The organism is Ignavibacteriota bacterium, assembly GCA_016218045.1.
Classification (GTDB): Bacteria; Bacteroidota; Ignavibacteria; order SZUA-365; family SZUA-365; genus JACRFB01.
The window spans coordinates 19,912-37,365 of record JACRFB010000005.1 but is presented as its reverse complement, the minus strand read 5'-3'; the positions used below and the strand labels follow the sequence as shown (position 1 = coordinate 37,365).

The 17,454-nt window shown below is 64.8% G+C and carries 18 protein-coding genes; 5 read left to right on the top strand and 13 right to left on the bottom strand.

Annotated elements, in window-relative coordinates; all coding sequences use genetic code 11:
* Nucleotides 1–69: 69 nt before the first annotated feature.
* Nucleotides 70–576 carry a C40 family peptidase gene (locus HY962_01765; protein MBI5645632.1) on the top strand — a complete coding sequence of 169 codons (507 nt, stop codon included), beginning with the start codon at nt 70–72 and terminating at the stop codon, nt 574–576.
* Nucleotides 577–968: 392 nt separating this feature from the next.
* Here HY962_01765 and HY962_01760 read toward each other — a convergent pair whose 3' ends face one another.
* From HY962_01760 to HY962_01750, 3 genes are read right to left on the bottom strand one after another with little or no spacing between them, the layout of a single operon-like run.
* Nucleotides 969–2,027, bottom strand: a complete 1,059-nt coding sequence (locus tag HY962_01760; protein MBI5645631.1) for a hypothetical protein — start codon at nt 2,025–2,027, stop codon at nt 969–971.
* 38 nt (nt 2,028–2,065) lie between these two features.
* The gene (citF, locus tag HY962_01755) at nt 2,066–3,628 is read right to left on the bottom strand and encodes a citrate lyase subunit alpha (GenBank protein ID MBI5645630.1); all 1,563 of its coding nucleotides are present in this window, start codon (nt 3,626–3,628) and stop codon (nt 2,066–2,068) included.
* Nucleotides 3,621–4,844, bottom strand: a complete 1,224-nt coding sequence (locus HY962_01750) for an HpcH/HpaI aldolase/citrate lyase family protein (GenBank protein ID MBI5645629.1) — start codon at nt 4,842–4,844, stop codon at nt 3,621–3,623. Before HY962_01750 ends, citF begins: the two co-directional genes overlap by 8 nt.
* 208 nt (nt 4,845–5,052) lie before the next feature.
* Here HY962_01750 and HY962_01745 point away from each other — a divergent pair, with 208 nt between their 5' ends.
* From HY962_01745 to HY962_01730, 4 genes are read left to right on the top strand one after another with little or no spacing between them, the layout of a single operon-like run.
* Nucleotides 5,053–5,481, top strand: a complete 429-nt coding sequence (locus HY962_01745) for a hypothetical protein (GenBank protein ID MBI5645628.1) — start codon at nt 5,053–5,055, stop codon at nt 5,479–5,481.
* A complete protein-coding gene (locus tag HY962_01740; GenBank protein ID MBI5645627.1) occupies nt 5,478–6,119 on the top strand; it encodes a cobalamin B12-binding domain-containing protein in 642 nt (213 codons plus the stop codon). Before HY962_01745 ends, HY962_01740 begins: the two co-directional genes overlap by 4 nt.
* Nucleotides 6,120–6,150: 31 nt before the next feature.
* Nucleotides 6,151–6,600, top strand: a complete 450-nt coding sequence (locus HY962_01735) for a rubrerythrin (protein ID MBI5645626.1) — start codon at nt 6,151–6,153, stop codon at nt 6,598–6,600.
* A gap of 30 nt (nt 6,601–6,630) precedes the next feature.
* Nucleotides 6,631–6,816: a hypothetical protein gene (locus tag HY962_01730; protein MBI5645625.1), complete on the top strand. Its 186-nt coding sequence runs from the start codon at nt 6,631–6,633 to the stop codon at nt 6,814–6,816.
* A 15-nt stretch (nt 6,817–6,831) separates the two neighbouring features.
* On the opposite strand, the gene argH is transcribed toward HY962_01730, so the two are convergent.
* The 10 genes from argH to HY962_01680 form a co-directional block, all read right to left on the bottom strand.
* Nucleotides 6,832–8,196, bottom strand: coding sequence for an argininosuccinate lyase (gene argH / locus HY962_01725; GenBank protein MBI5645624.1), 1,365 nt, complete (start codon nt 8,194–8,196; stop codon nt 6,832–6,834).
* Entirely contained in the window at nt 8,193–9,263 is a 1,071-nt protein-coding gene (locus HY962_01720) for a M20/M25/M40 family metallo-hydrolase (GenBank protein MBI5645623.1), read from the bottom strand. Before HY962_01720 ends, argH begins: the two co-directional genes overlap by 4 nt.
* Before the next feature lie 4 nt (nt 9,264–9,267).
* The gene (gene argB, locus HY962_01715) at nt 9,268–10,065 is read right to left on the bottom strand and encodes an acetylglutamate kinase (GenBank protein ID MBI5645622.1); all 798 of its coding nucleotides are present in this window, start codon (nt 10,063–10,065) and stop codon (nt 9,268–9,270) included.
* A gap of 3 nt (nt 10,066–10,068) precedes the next feature.
* Entirely contained in the window at nt 10,069–11,016 is a 948-nt protein-coding gene (locus HY962_01710; protein MBI5645621.1) for an acetylornithine carbamoyltransferase, read from the bottom strand.
* Nucleotides 11,013–12,149, bottom strand: coding sequence for an aspartate aminotransferase family protein (locus HY962_01705; GenBank protein ID MBI5645620.1), 1,137 nt, complete (start codon nt 12,147–12,149; stop codon nt 11,013–11,015). Before HY962_01705 ends, HY962_01710 begins: the two co-directional genes overlap by 4 nt.
* A 10-nt stretch (nt 12,150–12,159) precedes the next feature.
* On the bottom strand, nt 12,160–13,146 hold the full coding sequence (locus HY962_01700) for an N-acetyl-gamma-glutamyl-phosphate reductase (protein MBI5645619.1): 987 nt from the start codon (nt 13,144–13,146) through the stop codon (nt 12,160–12,162).
* Nucleotides 13,136–14,347, bottom strand: coding sequence for an argininosuccinate synthase (locus tag HY962_01695; GenBank protein ID MBI5645618.1), 1,212 nt, complete (start codon nt 14,345–14,347; stop codon nt 13,136–13,138). Before HY962_01695 ends, HY962_01700 begins: the two co-directional genes overlap by 11 nt.
* Before the next feature lies 1 nt (nt 14,348).
* The gene (locus HY962_01690; GenBank protein MBI5645617.1) at nt 14,349–15,059 is read right to left on the bottom strand and encodes a GNAT family N-acetyltransferase; all 711 of its coding nucleotides are present in this window, start codon (nt 15,057–15,059) and stop codon (nt 14,349–14,351) included.
* 443 nt (nt 15,060–15,502) lie between these two features.
* A complete protein-coding gene (locus tag HY962_01685; GenBank protein MBI5645616.1) occupies nt 15,503–16,123 on the bottom strand; it encodes a hypothetical protein in 621 nt (206 codons plus the stop codon).
* Between the two features lie 97 nt (nt 16,124–16,220).
* On the bottom strand, nt 16,221–16,682 hold the full coding sequence (locus HY962_01680) for a cupredoxin domain-containing protein (protein ID MBI5645615.1): 462 nt from the start codon (nt 16,680–16,682) through the stop codon (nt 16,221–16,223).
* Nucleotides 16,683–17,454 lie beyond the last annotated feature (772 nt).

Below are 17,454 nucleotides of genomic sequence, written 5' to 3'. Positions count from 1 at the left end.
CGCTCTCCCGCTGTCCCGCTGTCCCGCGTCCCGTTGCGCGGGGGGCGGGATGCTGCGTAGTTTGCGGGTATGAAAGGAATGTTGTACAGGTCGCTGTTGCTGCCGCTGCTGCTGGGGGCGGCGTGGGGTGTCGCGGGATGCGGCGCGGCGAAGGAGGCGGAGGGCGACCGGGGCGGCGAACAGATGTATCGCGACCTTCCGGCGATAAGGCAGGATGTGATTCGGGAGGCGCGGCGCTGGCTCGGCACACCGTATCGATACAACGGGATGGACGCGGACGGTATGGACTGCTCGGGCCTGGTGTCGACGGCGTTCCGCCGTGTCGGTCTTGTGCTCCCGCGTATGGCGCGCGACATGTTCGGTACGGGTCGCGCGGTGAGCGCCGCGCGGAGTAAACCCGGCGACCTGGTCTTCTTCAAAAACACGGCCGGCAAGGGTATCACACATGTCGGCATTCTGCTCGGCGGCAATTCCTTCATCCACAGTTCCACCACACGCGGCGTCATTATCTCGCGGCTCGACGAGGACTACTATAAAAAACACTACGCGGGTATGCGCGACGTGATCGGGCGGTGAGGAGAAGGAGTTAGGAGCTAGGAACTAGGAACTGGGATCAAGGTGCGCGTTGTCAACTCCCCCTGCCCCCTCTTAAAAAGAGGGGGTTGTCCGTTTTATTCTTTTCTGCTGGCGACGCCCCGCGCGGATGTATCAATGGCGACGACTGCAGTTGATCCTATCTCCTAGATCCCCGATGATAGTTCCTCGCGGGTGGATCTGTCTGCTGAGGTCGAGTAAGGATACAGGATGAAGGAGTCAGGAGAAAGGCAGGCGGCAAACGCGTGTCTCCTGTCTCCTGTATCCTGACTCCTCACACGAGCGTGAGGATACAGGATGAAGGAGTCAGGAGAAAGGCACTCGGCCAACCCGTGTATTCTAGATCCTAGATCCTATCTCCTAGATCCTACCCGTCATCTCGCAACGCGAAACGAGCGCACGGCTTGTACGCCGCCGGCGGCGAGGCGCAGGTAGTAGGCGCCGGGGGCAAGCCGGGCTGTGTGATACACGAGTTCGTGGGGACCGGCGGGATAGTGGGCGTCGGTGACGGTTGCAACGTGCGCGCCGAGGGCGGTGTAGATGTCGAGCCGCACGGGTCCGGCCACCTCCAGCGTGAAGGGTATGGTCATGGAGGCATCGGCGGGATGCGGGTAGGCGGAGGCGAGAATGGCCGACGAGGGCAGCGCCAGGGTCTCACGCCCCGCAGTGCCGTCGATGGTCACGTAGGCGATCATGTAGAGACCGGGCGACAGGTAGCGGTTCTGATTGTCCTGGAAACGCCCGCGCATGTGGACGCACAGCGGCGGGCCGTTCTGTATGCTCCATAACATGTGCGCGCGCGCGTTCTCGGGCGTGATGGTCTCGAGTGTGCCCTCGGCCGCGTCGGTGTACATGCTGAACAGACTCGTGATGCCCGAATCCTTGTCGGGCGCGCCGGCGATGTGGAAATACTTCCCCACCTCGCGCGATCGGAAGTTCACGGTGACCATGTTCAACGTGTCGTTCTGACCCGCCTTCAACGCGGCGGTGTCGATCGCCCCCGCGGTGTAATGCGGATAGTGGAACAACACGGTGTCCTTCGACACACGCTTGCGCAACGAATCCTTCCACACGTCGAAACGCATCTTGCCCAGCGGCAGCTCGCGGATGTACACGTGTATCGAATCGAGCTGTCCCTTCTCCACGGGCAGATCGAAACGTTCACCGAGACTGTATGTCACAAAGGTGCCGTAACTCGACGGGATGCGCCAGAGCAGCAGGTTCGATGTGGAATCGTGATACCACATACGCAGTGTACGCGGCGCGGGCGCTGCGAGCGGCGACGCGGGTAGTGGAGACGCGGCCACCGGACCCACAACAGGCACGGGCAGGCGACCGGGCAGCAGCAGGTCGTCGATGGTCGGATCGGCATTCTGCGCGGCCGCGGGAACGGTCGCACACACGAGCAGCAGCAACACGGCTATGTTTCTCATAACAGCTCCTTCACTGGTCTTTTCTGATTCTCTCGGTCTCAGCCGCGCGGCGCAAGCTGTCGGACGATGTCGATGACGGTGCCGTCGACCCACTTCACCGCCGCGATGGGCAGATCGGTGAAGACGGGCCTGTCGGGTTTGCCGCCGCACAGGCGCTCGATTTCGTGCTGCAACTGCCCGATGCTCTTGATGGGCAGCCCGCTGTTTTTGGTTGCGTCGATCAGATCCTGGCGCAGCGGATTGATGGCGATGCCGCGCTCGGTGACGATGACGTCGATCAATTCGCCCGGACCACACAGCGTGGTCACTTCATCCACAATCACCGGGATGCGGTCGCGGAAACTGGGGATGGGCAGTATGGTGCATTTCGAGAAGAGGCAGTTCTGCCAACCGCCGATGCCGTGCAACAGACGTCCGTCGCTGTGCGAGACGACGTTGGCGTTGAAGTTGAGATCCACCTCGGTGGCGCCGAGCACCACGACGTCGATCATCGACGCCACATTGCCCTTGCCGTGATAATTGTAACTGACGAAGGGATTCGTGTGTACGTGCCGGGGATTGTCGCGCATGGACCGCACACCGTCGAGGTCGAAGGTCTGGCCGTCGAGGATGTAGTCGGTGAGTCCTTCCTCGAGCATTTCCACGAGATACTTCGTGCTGCCGCCGCGCACAAAACGGGCGCGAATGCCCTGCGCGATCATCATCTCCTTGAGGAAGATCGCAAAGGCGAGGGCGGTGCCGCCCGCGCCCGCCTGGAACGAGAAGCCGTCGCGCAGGATGCCCGCCGCGCGCACAAAACGGGCGGTCAGCTCGGCGATGTAGAGGCGGTCGGGACTGCGTGTGATGTTGGTCGTGCCCGACACGATTTTCGAGGGTTCGCCGATTTTGTCGGTCACCACCACAAAGTCCACGTGATTGCCCTGTATCTGCCACGGCACGCAGGGAAAAGGGACAAGGTTGTCCGTTACCACGATCACTTTGTCGGCGTACTGCGAATCGGCCAGGGCGAAGCCCAGTCCGCCGCAGGCCGAGGGTCCGTTCACGCCGTTGCAGTTGCCGAAGGGGTCGGAGGTGGGCGCCGCGATGACGGCGATGTCGATGTGCACCTCGCCGTCCTGCACGGCCTGATAGCGGCCGCCGTGTGACCGCAGTACACCCATGCCGCGCATGCGTCCCTCGGAGGCGTAGTCGCCGAGCGGACCGTTCATCGATCCCTCGATGTGGTGTATCACACCCGACTCGAGGTGCGCGATCAGCGGCGCGTGGCAGGGGAAGGCGGCCGAGGGGAACCAGCGCAGGTCCTTCACGCCGAGCTGCGCCGCGGCGTCGAAGATGCGGTTCGCGACAAGGTCGCCGTCGCGGAAATGGTGGTGTGTGGAGATGGTCATGCCGTCGCGGAGTCCGGCTGCACGGAGCGCGGTCGCGAGATCGGCCACGAGTTTGTTGCCGTCGGCGGGATAGTCGGCGCAGCGCGCCACGGGCGGCGCGGCCTTGCGTCCTGTCGGCACGAATTTCCCGACACCGGCGTAGGGCGCGGCGGGGGCGCCGTTGATGGTGGTCACGACGTCGCGACCGGCTGCGTTACGCACGAGTTCAGACATTGCCACCCTCCTCCCGCCAGGCGGCGGACAACACACCCGCCTTCACGGCGATGTCGATGGTGCGCAGCGCGCGTTTCACGACGGGCGGATCTATCATTTTTGAACCGAGCGCCACAACGCCGAGGCCGCGCCGCTCCGCATCTTCAAAGGCCGATACGATTTTTTTTGCCTTCTCGAGTTCCTTCGTCTCGGGCAGAAAGGCCTCGTGCACCACGGCGATCTGCCGCGGATGGATACACCCCTTGCCATCGAAGCCCAGCGAGCGCGCCTCGCGCGCGCTGGCGCGCAGGCCGTCCATGTCGCCAACATCCGAAAACACGGTGTCGATGGGCTGCACTCCCGCGGCGCGCGCCGCGTTCACCACCATGCCGCGCATCCACAACGATTCGTTTCCTTCGAGTGTGCGTTCCGCGCCGATGTCGGCGGTGTAGTCCTCGAGTCCGATGGCGAGCGCCACCACCGACGGCGACGCGCCCGCGATGTCGAGGGCGTGTAACGCGCCGCGCGCGCTTTCGATGATGGGCATGAGATACACCGTCGCGGTGAGGCCGTGTTCGCGCTGTATACGGTCGATCGCGGCGTCCACGTCACACACGTCCTCGACCGATTCACATTTTGGGATGAGGATAAGATCCGGCAGTTGGGGAATGACGGCCTCGAGATCCGCGTAGCCCGCGGGCAGTTGATTGATACGCACCATACGTTCGGCGCCGCCAAAATCCACCGCGCGCAGCGTGTTGCGCACGAGGAGCCGCGCGGCGTCCTTCTGATCGGGCGCGACGGAGTCCTCGAGATCGAGGATGATGCCGTCGGGCTGATGTATGGCGGCGTTCACCGCAAGTTTGGGATCGTTGCCGGGGAGGTAGAGACGCGAGCGGCGGAAGCGGTCGCGCGCGCTCGGCGCGGTGATGCCCTCCTCGAAAGGCAATAGATACGACCGCTGCTCGTCGGGCCGCAGGCGCCGCACGGCGGCCTCGACACGCGCCGCAAGTGTGTACGGCAGCGCGCCGCTGTCGTCCACCTGCACCTCGGCGTCGGTGATGCCGTAAAATTGGAGCACGTCGTGCACAAGCGCGCGGATGCTGCGCCCGTAGAGCACGTCGACCTTGCTTTTCAGCGACAGGTGCAGTCCGCCGCTGTCGCGGAGTGTTATTTCGACCCAGCAGTCGGAGCGGACATCCTTGCCCCGGCGGCCGGCATTGGCGGAAGAAATCATAGGTACGTCGTTCAACAGTGGTGGGAGGTTCCGGGAAACGGGCGGCAGACCGCAACGGCGGCATGTCGATCATCAAATATACCGGCAATGCCCGAATATTCCGCCGCAATGGGGCGTCTCACAGTCGAATGGCAGAAACTTATCGGCGCCGGGGAATGTTCTGTGGGAAGACGGAGCCGCGCCCGTTTCACCGCATACGGATCGACCCATGACACTTCCCGACACCACACGCAGCATCGGCGACATCGCCCCCGACACCATCGAGGCCTTCCACAGTGAACGCCTGTCGATCCTTTCGGCCGTCCACGAGCGGCTGCGCAACGACACAACGCTGCGTGAACACCTCGGGGGCGAAACCGAGGCGCGCATCGCGCACGAATCGGCGCGTATCCTCGCCGAGAACGTGTACGTGTGTGTCAAATACGGGCTGCCCGCCGCGCTCACCGAGTATCTCGACTGGCTGCGCGTCTATCTCGGCAGCCGCAGCTTCCCCGTCGAATTTCTTCCGCGCCTGCTGCAGGCCCTGCAGATGGCCTCGGTGGCCTTCCTGCCCGCCGCGGCCGCCGATCAGATGTCCACTTTTTTCCACGAGCTTCGCGCGCACGTACGCAGCGCGTCGCAGGAGGTCGCCGCATGACATCAATGGACACCCGTTCGGTGCTGCTGCTCGAAGCCCTGCGCGCGGGCAACCGCGCCGGATGTTTTTCCCTGGTCCGCGACTGGGAGCGCGAGAACATGAGCAGCGGCACCCTGTACAACAACGTGCTCTTCCCCGCCCTGTCGGAACTCGGTCGGCTTTGGGAACGAAATCAGATCGGCATCGCCGACGAACACATCGCCAGCGAAATCGTGCGGCAGATCATCGCCTACAAGGCCTCGCAGATCGAGACGTCCGTCACCGCGAAGGGCACGGCCATCGTGGGCTGCGTGCCCGACGAGCAGCACGACATACCCGCGCTCGCGCTGGCGAATCTGCTGGAAGAGGACGGCTGGCAGACCCGTTTCTTCGGCGCATCCGTGCCGCGTGCCGACATCGTCGATCTCGCCGCGCGCCTGCAGCCGGGGCTCGCGTGCCTTGTGGTCAAGACCGTGCCGCGCATGGACGCCGCCATACGCCTCATCGCCGAACTGCGCGCCGCGGCGCCCGCCATGCGTGTCATGGTGGGCGGCATTCACGAACCCGCGCTGCGCACCGTGCTGAAACCGCATGTGGACGCCTTTGCCGACTGCCCCGTGTCGGCCGTCGAAACCGCCAACACGCTCGCAGCAGTATAACACCGAATCACACAGACACACGAGGATTTTCATGAGCCGCGACACCATCATTGCAGAACTGATCACCGCATATGCAATGGAACTCGAAACAATTCAGAACTACATCGCCGCCTCGGTGAACCTCGACGGCGTACGATCCGACGTGATTAAAAAGGCGCTGGGCGCCGACATCCCCACCGAACTGCTGCATGCACAGACGCTCGCCGCGCGTATCAAAACGATAGGCGGCAGCGTGCCCGGCTCGCTGGCGCTGCCGCGCGGACAGCGGTCGCTGCAGCCCGCGGACGATTCGACCGACGTCGTGGCCGTCATCAAGGGTGTGATCGAGGCCGAGGAAGGCGCCATCGCCCAGTACAACAAAATCATCAAACTCTGCGACGGCATCGACTACGTGACGCAGGACATGGCCATCACCGTGCTCGGCGACGAGGAGGAACACCGCCGCGAGTTCCTCGGCTACCTCAAGGAATACGAGCGCTAAAAACCGCCCGCCCCACCGACTGGCACACACGTGAAAACACCGGACGTACAGAGCACGGAACAGCACGACTCCGCGGGAAGCGACGTGCCGGACGGCGTGCTCGCAAAAATGCCGCGCTGGCTGCGGAGATTCGGATGGGCGGGTCTGATATTTTTCACCGCCAAGGGTATCGTGTGGCTGCTCATCTTCTGGGGAGCGGCCGAGTGGGTGTTCTGATCGGTGGCGTACGGCTCAGTCCTTCGTCCCCTCGCGTCTCGGCGCGATGAGGGCGGCGAGACCCTCGAGCCGTTCGAAGCGATAGGCGGCGACGGCTTCGTCGAGCGCGCGGGTGATGAGATCGTTGCGCAGATTGCCGGCGCTGCCCGTGTGTGTGTGCACGCGGCGCGCGGATTCGTCGAGTGTGCCTTCGGCCAACTGCTGCGCCACCTCGTGATACGCCTCGCGGAACGGCACACCCTTCCGCACCAGCGTATCGACCGCTTCGACGCTGAACAGGCCCGCGTAGCGCCGGTCGTCGAGTATGTCGCGCCGCACATGCACCACGCGGAACATACGGCGCAGCGCCTGAAGGCACGCCGCAAGCTCGTCCACCGCCGGGAGCAGAATCTCCTTGAGTTCCTGCATGTCGCGATGGTAGCCCGAGGGCAGATTCGCGACCGTGAGCGCGACGGTGTTCGGCAGCGCCTGCAGGCGGTTGCAGCGCGCGCGTACGAGTTCGAGCACGTCGGGATTTTTTTTGTGCGGCATGATGCTCGATCCCGTCGTCCACTCGCCGGGGAAGGAGATGAAGCCGAAGTTCTGGCTCATGAACAGCACCGCGTCCATCGCGAGGCGCGCAAGCGTCGAGGCCGGCGCCGCCAGCGCCTCGGCCACGGCGCGCTCGGTGCGGCCGCGGCCCATCTGCGCGGCCACGGCGTTGACGTGCATGCCGCCGAAACAGAGCAGGCGCGTGGTCATCTCGCGGTCGAGCGGGAACGACGAGCCATAACCCGCGGCCGAGCCCAGCGGATTGCGATCCGCCAGCGCGTAGGCGCCGTGCATACGTGTGACGTCCTCGGCAAGACACTCGGCGTAGGCGGCGAACCAGAGCCCGAACGACGAGGGCATGGCCGCCTGCAGATGTGTGTAGCCCGGCAGGGCCACGTCGCGATAGGTGTCGCTGAGCGCGAGCAATTCGCCCGCAAAGCCGTGAAGCTCGAGCACGAGCAGCCGCAGCGCTTCGCGCAGATACAATTTCAGATCGAGCAGCACCTGGTCGTTGCGCGAGCGGCCGGTGTGCACACGCCGCCCGGCGTCGCCCAACTGCCGCGTCAGTTCCAGTTCGATCTGGGAATGTACGTCCTCGACGCCCTGCTCGATGACAAATTCGCCGGCCGCGATGCGGTGATACAACACACGCAGCGCCGCGCGCAGCGCGCGGGCGTCCTGCGTGTCGAGCAGACCCACCGACTCGAGCATCATCACATGCGCGATGCTGCCCAGCACGTCGAAGGGCGCGAGGCGCAGATCGAGGCGGCTGTCGCGGCCCGCGGTGAATTGGTGCACAAACTCGCGGTCGGGATCGCCCTGCGTCTTGTTCCAGAGTTGTATCGTCATGGTGTGTCCCGTCGGAGTTGTTGCAGCAGTTGTATGTAAAGACGGATCCCCTCGCGTATTTCCGCGCGCTCGATGTACTCGTCGGCCGTGTGTGAACGGGCCGATTCGCCCGGCCCGAGTTTGAGCGCCGGAAACGGGACCAGCGCTTTGTTCGACGTGGTGGGAGAACCGTAGGATTCGAGGCCGAGGGCGGATCCGGCCCGCAGCAGGACATGCCCCGCGGGCAGCGCCGTCGCGCGCAGGCGCAGCGAGCGCGGCAGCACCTCGCTGCGCAGCACACCGCGCAGAAGCGTGAGCAGTTCCTCGTGTGTGTAACACTCCGTGCTGCGCAGGTCCACCACAAAGCTGCAGGACGCGGGAATGATGTTGTGCTGTGTGCCCGCCGCGATCATGGTGACGTTGAGCGACACGTCGCCCAGCAGCGGCGAGTGACGGTCGAAGACAAGCGCGCGCAGGCGCGCGACGTCGTCGAGGGCGATGTACAGCGCGTTCTCCCCTTCGTTGCGCGCGGCATGACCCGCGCGGCCGCGCGCTGTGCAGTCCAGCACCAGCAGGCCACGCTCGGCCACCGCCATTTGCATGCACGTCGGTTCACCGACAATGGCTGCGTCGATACGCGGCAGATGCGGCAGCAGCGCCTCGATGCCGCCGGGTCCGGAATTCTCTTCCTCGCCCGTGGCGCTGAAGAGCAGATTCCATTGTATGGTTTCGGAACCACGCAGGCAGAGGAACGCGGCGGCCAGCGCCACCAGCGCGCCGCCCGCGTCGTTGCTGCCGAGTCCGTAGATACGCCCGTGTTCGACGGCGGCGTCGAAGGGATCACGCGTGTACGCGCCGTTGGGGCGCACCGTGTCGAGATGGCCGTTGAGCAGCAGTGTGGGAGCGGCATCGTCCCACATCTCGGACGCGGCCCACACGTTGTTGCCCACACGCGATGGCGGCGCGCCGTGCGCCGCCAGAAAGTCGCACACCGCCGTCGCGGCGCGATCCTCGTCGCCGCTGAAGGACGGGATGCCGATCAGTGTGCGGAGCAGAACTTCGGCCTCGCCCTGCCAGGTGTCGAGCAGGGACTCAGAGAGCAAGAACGGTGCCCCCGTGCGCGTCGCCCTTCATGGCGTCGGCCAGGCGCGCGGCGTGGACGATGCCGGCGCCCACGGCGCCCGCGTGCAGGGCGTTGAACGCGGCGCGCACTTTCGGTACCATGCCTTCGGAGATACGTCCCTGTCGTGTGAGCGCCTCGGCCTCGGCCTCGAGCAGGAAGGGCAACACGCTGGCGGTGTGGCGTGGCTCGCCGAGCACACCCGCGCGTTCGAAGGCACAGACGAGACGCACGCTGCAGAAGGGCGCCATCGCCGCGGCAAGCGCGCCCGCGATGTCGTCGGCGTTGGTGTTGAGCACGTGCCCCGCGCCGTCGTGTGTCACCGCGCTGAACACGGGCAGCAGACCCCCGCGCATCAGCGCCTCGAGCGCCTCGACATTCACCGACGACGCGTCCACATCCCCCACATGGCCGAAGTCGACGGGTGCGGACGGACGGCGGCGCGCGGTCAGAATGCCCGCGTCGGCGCCGTTGATGCCCAGCGCGTTACAGCCGCGCGCCCGCAGTTCGGCGGTGATGCGTGTGTTCTCGAGTCCGGCATACACCATCTGCGCGATTTCGAGCGTGTGTTCGTCGGTCACACGCCGTCCGTCGTGTTTGGTTTGCGGCACACCGAGCCGCGCGGCGAGCGCGTCGGCCGCCTTGCCGCCGCCGTGCACCAGGATACGCCTGCCGCTCGCGGCGGCAAACGCGTCGAGGGCAGGAGAGCGCAGCGAGGGTTCGTCGAGCACCGAACCGCCTATTTTCACGATGGTCAGTCTGCGTGGCATGAATCAGCTCCTCTCGAGTAAACGTTTGAATACAGCCATGGCGGCCCACACGCGGTTGCCCGCCTGCGCCTGCACACGCGCGGCGGCGCCGTCGAGCACGTCCGATGAAAGTTCCACATTGCGCCGCACGGGCAGGCAGTGCATCACCGCCGCGCCGGGCGCGTCGGCCAGCGACGCGGGTGTGAGCATCCACTGCGCGCCGCCCTCGTGCACCGCGCCGTAGCGTTCGTACGACGACCAGTTCTTCACGTACACAAAATCGGCCCCGCACAGCGCCTCACGCTGATCGTGTGTCACGGTGGCGCCCTGTGTGAAACGCGGATCGAGGTCGAATCCCTCGGGATTGGCGACGGTGAGATCGTAGCCCGCGGCCAGGGTCCACTCGGCAAAGGAGTTCGCCACCGCGTGCGGAATCGGTTTGATGTGCGGCGCCCAGGTCAGCACCACTTTCGGACGCGGCCGCGCACGGTGTTCGCGTATGGTGATCATGTCGGCAAGCGACTGCAGGGGATGCCGCAGGGCGCTTTCGAGACTCACCACGGGCACACCCGCGTGGGCCACAAACTGTGTGAGCACGGCTTCCCTCTCGTCGTCGTCGCGCGATTGCAGGGCCGGGAAACTGCGCACACCGAGCAGGTCGAAATACTGGCCAAGCACGGGCGCGGCGTCGCGGATGTGCTCCACGGTTTTACCGTCCATCACCGCCGCGTCGTCGAATTCCAACGCCCAGCCGTCGGCGGCCGCGTTGATCACGGCCACATCCATTCCCAGCAGACGCCCCGCCTTCCAACTGCTCGCGCGTGTGCGCAGACTCGGATTCATAAACACCAGACCGAGCGTCTTGTGCCGCCCGAGTTCCGCGTGCGCGTACGGATCCTTCTTGAGCGCCAGCGCCTCATCCACCAACGCACCCACATCGCCCGCATCACGGACGCCGAGAAAATGTGTCATTCGTCCGTTTCCTTCTGTAATTCCTGTGTCAACACATGGACAAACATCTGCGCCTGCTCGTCGTCGAGGCACAGCGGCGGCAGCAGGCGCACGGTGTGCGCGCCCGACGCGGATCCGGTGATGATGTGATGCCCGGCGAGCAGCCGCGCGCGCAGAGGCGCCGCCGCGCCGTGTACATCGAATCCTATCATGAGGCCGCGGCCCCGCACCTCGCGCACACCCTCGATGCGACGCAGCGCGTCCAGCAGCCACGCGCCCGTGCGCGCGGCGCGGGCCTGCAGATCCTCGGCCTGCAACACGTCGAGCACGGCCAGACCCGCGGCGCAGGCCAGGGGTCCGCCGCCGAAGGTGCTGCCCAGCGCGCCGTGCCGCGGTTCGATGTGCGGCGCGATACACACACCGGCGAGCGGGAAGCCGTTGCCGATGCCCTTGGCGATGCTGATGAGATCGGGTCTGACACCCGAGCGCGCAAAGGCAAAGTAGTCGCCCGTGCGTCCGCAGCCGCTCTGCACCTCGTCCAGCAGCAGCAGCGCGCCGACCTCGCTGCAGCGCCGCCGCAGCAGGCGCAGGAAGTCGTCCTCGGGTTCATACACGCCGCCGACACCCTGCACACCTTCGAGAATGACGCAGGCCACGTCGTCGCCCAAAGCGCGCTCGAAGGCCGCTGCGTCGTTCAACGGAATAAAGGTCACATCGGCCGCGCACAGCGAGGCGCTGCGCGGAGAGCTGTCGGTGACGGCCGCGGCCAGGGCGGTGCGGCCGTGAAAGGCGCGCACACACGCAAGCACGCGGCGGCGGCCGGTGTGTATCGCGGCGAGTTTCAACGCGTTTTCGTTGGCCTCGGCGCCCGAGTTGCAGAGGAACAGCGCGTAGTCGTCGAGGCCCGACACGGCGCCGAGCCGTGCGGCGTATTGGTGCTGTTCCGCGATGTGGACGGCGTTGGAATAGTACGGGAGTGTGCCGGCCTGCGCGCGCAGCCGCTCCACAAAGCGGGGATGTGTGTGCCCGATCGAGATCACGGCGTGTCCTCCGTAGAGATCCAGATACCGCGCCCCGTCGGCGCCCCGCACCCAGCAGCCCTCGGCCGACACGGGCGCGAGCGGCATGAGGGGATAGACGTCGAACATGTGCATGGGGCGGACCTCAGTATGCGGAGGGTTTTAACAACAGACCCGCGGTTTCGTCGAGCCCGCGGTTCAGGTTCATGTTCTGCACCGCCTGGCCGGCGGCGCCTTTTACCAGGTTGTCGAGCACGCTGGTCACCAGCAGCACATCGTTCTCGCGGGTGAGATGCAGGAGGCACTTGTTCGTGTTCGCCACCTGCTTGACATCCACCGTGTCGCCGGACAAAAATACAAAGGGCGACGAGGCGTAAAAATCGTGATAGGCCGTTTCCAGCAGCTCCTGCCCGGCGTCCACACGCAGGGTGCACGCGGCGTGTATGCCGCGGGTAAAGCCGCCGCGGTGCGGCACAAAAAGGATGTCGCCGAGCCGGCCGGACTGGAAACGCGCCAGCGTGGCGCGCACCTCGGCCACATGCCTGTGTGTGAAGGCGCTGTAGGCCGAGAGGTTCGCATGCCGCCACGTAAAGTGTGTGGTGTCGCTGTTCCCCGCACCTGCGCCGGTCGAGCCCGTGGTGGCCGACACGTGTACGTCCCCGCGCAGCAGACCCGCCTGCGCCAGCGGCAGCAGCGCAAGCTGCAGCGCGGTGGCAAAACAGCCCGGATTGGCGATGGCCGTGGCGCTCCGTATCGTGTCGCGCCCCGCCTCGGGCAACCCGTACACAAAGGCGCGTCCGGCGTATGTATCTGCGCCATCGGCGCGGAAGTCGGCGCTGAGATCGACGAGCAGGGGGAAACGCGCCGTGTCGATGGTGTCGAGCCAGGAGCGTGCCGCGCCATGCGGCATCGCCAGGAACAACACGTCGGCCGCGGGCGGCGCCGCGTCGGAGAAACGCAGCGATGTATCGCCGAGCAGATCGTGAAATACACTGCTCACGGGCCGGCCCGCGTGGCTGCGGCTGCCGGCCCAGACGAGGTCCACATCCGGATGCCGCAGCAGCAGGCGCAGCAGCTCGCCGCCCGCAAGACCGCGCGCGCCGGCCACGGCGGCCGTCAGTTTACTCTTCATCGAGCAGCCCCTCGTTCACGCGGCGCCATATCGCCGCCTGATTGCCGAACACCGCCGCAAAACCCTTCACGTCGTCGCCCGTCCACGCGCGATTCTCCTCGCCGTAGGACCCGAACTCGGCCGACATAAGATCGTGCGGCGAGCGCACGCCGTCGATGCTGAAGCGGTACGGCGCCAGTGTCAGCAGCACCTCGCCCGTCACCGTCCGCTGGCTGCTTTCGAACAGGGCCTCGATGTCGCGCATGGCCGGATCGAGGAACTGCCCCTCGTGCAGCCAGTTGCCGTACCACACCGCAAGCTGGTCCTTCCAGAACAACTGCCACTTCGTGGACACGTGTTTCTCGAGCGCGTGATGCGCCTTGATGAGAAGCAGCGGCGCGGCGGCCTCGAAACCCACGCGGCCCTTGATGCCGATAATGGTGTCGCCCACGTGTATGTCGCGGCCTATGCCGTAGGGCGCGGCCAGTTCCTGCACGCGGCGTATGGCGTCGGGTTTCCGCGCGAAACGTTCGCCGTTCACCGCGTCGATCTCGCCGCGCACAAAACCCAGGGTCAGCGCCTCGCTGCCCGTCCGTGTCACGGGTGTGGGCCAGGCCTCCTCGGGGAGCGGCGTGTCGGACGTCAGCGTCTCGCGTCCGCCCACCGATGTGCCCCACAGTCCCTTGTTGATGCTGTAGCGCACCGTGGACTCGGGCACCACCACACCCTGCGCGGCGAGCCACGCGTTCGACTCGGCGCGGCTCAGGCGGCGGTCGCGAATGGGTGTCAGGATCTCGAGGCCGGGCGCCAGCGTGCGGAACACCATGTCGAAGCGCACCTGGTCGTTGCCCGCGCCGGTGGAGCCGTGTGCGATGGCGTCGGCGCCGATGGACGTGGCGTAGCGCGCTATGGCCATGGCCTGCACGATACGTTCGGCGCTCACCGACAGCGGATAGGCGCCGTTTTTGAGCACGTTGCCGTACACGAGATGGCGCAGCACCCGCGTGTAATAGGTCTGCTCCTCGTCGAGGCACACAAACGCGGCCACACCCAGGGCGGACGCGCGCGCCTCTATGTCGGCGATCTCCCGCGTCGTAAAACCGCCCGTGTTCACCATAACGGCCACCACGTCGCAGCCGCGTTCACGCGCCAGATGCAGGGCGCAGTAACTGGTGTCGAGGCCGCCGCTGAAGGCCAGTACCACCTTCGGTCGTGTGTGCATGTCAGCGCCCCTCCCCGCCGCCGCGGCGTGTATGACGCGACCCCGCGTCGCGCCACGCGCGGTAGCGCGCGTACAGATGTGTTGCCCGCGCCACGTCGCGCAGCAGCCCGGCCGAACGGCGTGAGGCGGTGGACGGATCAAACAACATGGCCGTACACAGGCAGTTCCTGTGCCCCTTGCTCTCGAGTATCGGGTGATTCACACAACTCGTGCAGCCCGCCCAGAACTCGCTGTCGTCGGTGAGTTCGGAATAGGTGACCGGCACATAGCCCAGTTCGGAATTGATTTTCATGACGGCGAGACTGGTGGTAAGCCCGAACAATTTGGCCTTGGGGAAACGGGCGCGGGACAGGTGGAACACACGCCGCTTGATGGCGCGGGCCAGTCCGCTGTGCCTGAAACGCGGCGCCACGATCAAACCCGAGTTCGCCACAAAGGCGCCGTGGCCCCAGCTCTCGATATAACAAAAACCCGCCCACTCGTTCTGCGCCGAAAAGGCGATGACGGCCTTGCCCTCGCGCATCTTCGTGACGATATACTCGGGCGACCGTTTCGCGATGCCGGTGCCGCGCACCTGCGCCGACGAGGCCATCTCGGCGCAGATTTCGGCCGCGTACGACTCGTGGCGCTCGTCGGCCACCGTCACATGGAAACGGGTTCGCCGCGCGGGCGCGGCGGCCGGGTTCATCATACGAAGCAGGGTCTGTATCAATAGTATGGTCCGTCGCTAAGGGGTGTGGAGGGAAACGGGCATCGCGCGCGGGGCGCAGTGTACAAAGCGGCGAGGCCTGCCGGAGTCGTATCCGGCAGGCCTCGTCGTGTCACATTTCGTCGCAGCGAAAAATATCACACGGGCGCACCGGTCACGGCGGTACGTCGGGAGAGACGTCGCGTACGACGATATTCAGGTTTTGCGACGATGCGGTGGGTCATGCCACAATTATACCTCATTCACGTCCGAATTGCAAACGGGGTCGATATTTTCCACACATCGGTCTCAGCATCGTGATGATGATCCCGCCGCGGACGGTGCTCCGTGCAGGGATGCCCATGACGCCTACAAGCGCGGTACCCGCGTGCACCCACACCCGCACACACGGGAAAGAGGAGAAATACCTCCTCTTTCCCGTGGTGTATCCGCGGCGCCGCACGGTGTTATGGATGATGTGCTTCGTGGCCGCCGGACCCCTGGCTCGTGCCCCGGCCGGTGCGGAAACGGAGCATCATCCCTCCGTTCATTGAACCGTGGTTCATCATGCCTCCACCCTGATGCATGCCCACGTCGCCCATCTTCTCCCGCATCATCGCGACCATATCGGCATCCATGTGTATGTAATACGCCGTCTCGGAGGTCATCAGCGAATCGGGAATAAAATCGCAGCGGGTGCCATTCGCCGACCAGCGGAATGTGCCGGTCATGGCACCCTTCGCCATTGTGTGCCCTTGCATCAACGTGTCCATCATCCCGCCGTTCATGGAGCCGTGCGGCATGTCGCCCCTCATCCCGCACATGCTGTCGGGCATCATACGTTCGCTGACAAGATGAAAATTCCGTTCCACGGCGTCGCGGTCGACCGCCGTGGTGAATATCATGGTGATCGGAACGTCGGCGGGAACGTCGACGGCGTTGTCTGAGGGAAACACGGTCATGAATCCCGCGGTGATGGGATCGGCCATTTTGGAAGCAGACGGATTGGACGCATCCTTGCAGCCGACGGCAAAAACAAGAACGAACAAAAACATCGGCACGATAACGGCCTTCTGATGATACTGCATGGGGACCTCCTATGTGTGCGAGTGTATCATCCGCAAGCGGATGGATGAAGAGTGAATGATTGACGTGATGGAGACACTTCCGCCGGACGCGGATCCATCAATTCAGAGGCGCAGCAGTATCAGCCGACTTCACAATCAGCGTCCCTTGAATCATGTTCATCGGACACGCGAAAGTAAAACTGCCGGTGGCTGCGGGTGTAAATTCGATCGTGGTGATTGCGAACGGGGTTAATTCCCGTGTAATGTCGAGTTCCGGAAAGACGACTGTGCCGGTGCAGCTTTTTTCGCGCAGATCGAAATGGAGTTGCACCGGAACGCCCTTGCGAACGATGATTGTCGACGGTGAATATCCGCCCTTGACGACGATCGAGGCGGACTGAATATTATCGGGCTGCATGGTCGCGACAACCTGATCGGATGGGTCTGCAACCGCACTGTGCGAGCGACCCGACGGGCCCGAACCGTGTTTGTGCCCGCCCTTCATGGAACATTGCGCCGGCATCTCCGTTGCAGCAATACACGTGAGAACGCAGGCGAGCGCCAGAATGTACATGCGCATGATACTCTCCTGTCTGGCCGCACCGTGCCGGCTGTTTCCGGTCACGCGTGCGTGATGTGTTGGATGTTCGGCAGTCTATACAACACGCTGTCACACACGGCGGCTACACCGGCGACATGACACCGCGTCGGTACACGCTACGGAGGTCCCATCACCGCCCGCGCGCATCAGTGCATGACACACGCGGGATACGGTCGGACATCCGCCGTCAGCCGATCAGATCAACAGTGCCGAATGAAGAATATATGGCGGCGGAATCCCGGGGGGAGACGCATCCTTCTCCACACGCACCGGACCCCACTGGGGAACAAGCTCACGCGCGGACTGGACGCAGCATATCGCCGCCAGGGCAATGGAGTATTCATGTCCCGCGATCACGAACGCATCCGAGACGCCGACAGCCGCGTCGGCCTGCGAGCAACACGGGACCGCATCGAGACTTCTCTGTACCGGCCTGTCACCACGATGTTCCGATGAGTGTGTGGGAGCGCAACAGTGCGCAGTGGCTGCGCCGTCTCCCGCGGACTCCGAACAGCGCGCGACAGCGCCATGCACATCCCCGCTTTCCACAGCGGGTGTATGGTGGTCCTCCGGCACGGCGCAACCATGGCCGGTCTGATGCCGGATGGCGTTCGCGTGTTTCGGCGCGTGTTTTTGTTCACATGTGTGGAACGGCGCCATTCTCCCCATCACCGAACACGTGTGCACACTCATCGGCACCCCCGCCGTCGAGGCAATCAGCACTGATGCCACAAGCGTAATACCGATTTTT

Excerpts from the sequence above, each read along its gene's own strand:
- HY962_01765 (MBI5645632.1), top strand. The coding sequence starts at position 70 with ATGAAAGGAATGTTGTACAGGTCGCTGTTGCTGCCGCTGCTGCTGGGG.
- HY962_01760 (MBI5645631.1), bottom strand. The coding sequence starts at position 2,027 with ATGAGAAACATAGCCGTGTTGCTGCTGCTCGTGTGTGCGACCGTTCCC.
- citF (MBI5645630.1), bottom strand. The coding sequence starts at position 3,628 with ATGTCTGAACTCGTGCGTAACGCAGCCGGTCGCGACGTCGTGACCACC.
- HY962_01750 (MBI5645629.1), bottom strand. The coding sequence starts at position 4,844 with ATGATTTCTTCCGCCAATGCCGGCCGCCGGGGCAAGGATGTCCGCTCC.
- HY962_01745 (MBI5645628.1), top strand. The coding sequence starts at position 5,053 with ATGACACTTCCCGACACCACACGCAGCATCGGCGACATCGCCCCCGAC.
- HY962_01740 (MBI5645627.1), top strand. The coding sequence starts at position 5,478 with ATGACATCAATGGACACCCGTTCGGTGCTGCTGCTCGAAGCCCTGCGC.
- HY962_01735 (MBI5645626.1), top strand. The coding sequence starts at position 6,151 with ATGAGCCGCGACACCATCATTGCAGAACTGATCACCGCATATGCAATG.
- argH (MBI5645624.1), bottom strand. The coding sequence starts at position 8,196 with ATGACGATACAACTCTGGAACAAGACGCAGGGCGATCCCGACCGCGAG.
- argB (MBI5645622.1), bottom strand. The coding sequence starts at position 10,065 with ATGCCACGCAGACTGACCATCGTGAAAATAGGCGGTTCGGTGCTCGAC.
- HY962_01710 (MBI5645621.1), bottom strand. The coding sequence starts at position 11,016 with ATGACACATTTTCTCGGCGTCCGTGATGCGGGCGATGTGGGTGCGTTG.
- HY962_01705 (MBI5645620.1), bottom strand. The coding sequence starts at position 12,149 with ATGCACATGTTCGACGTCTATCCCCTCATGCCGCTCGCGCCCGTGTCG.
- HY962_01700 (MBI5645619.1), bottom strand. The coding sequence starts at position 13,146 with ATGAAGAGTAAACTGACGGCCGCCGTGGCCGGCGCGCGCGGTCTTGCG.
- HY962_01695 (MBI5645618.1), bottom strand. The coding sequence starts at position 14,347 with ATGCACACACGACCGAAGGTGGTACTGGCCTTCAGCGGCGGCCTCGAC.
- HY962_01685 (MBI5645616.1), bottom strand. The coding sequence starts at position 16,123 with ATGCAGTATCATCAGAAGGCCGTTATCGTGCCGATGTTTTTGTTCGTT.
- HY962_01680 (MBI5645615.1), bottom strand. The coding sequence starts at position 16,682 with ATGCGCATGTACATTCTGGCGCTCGCCTGCGTTCTCACGTGTATTGCT.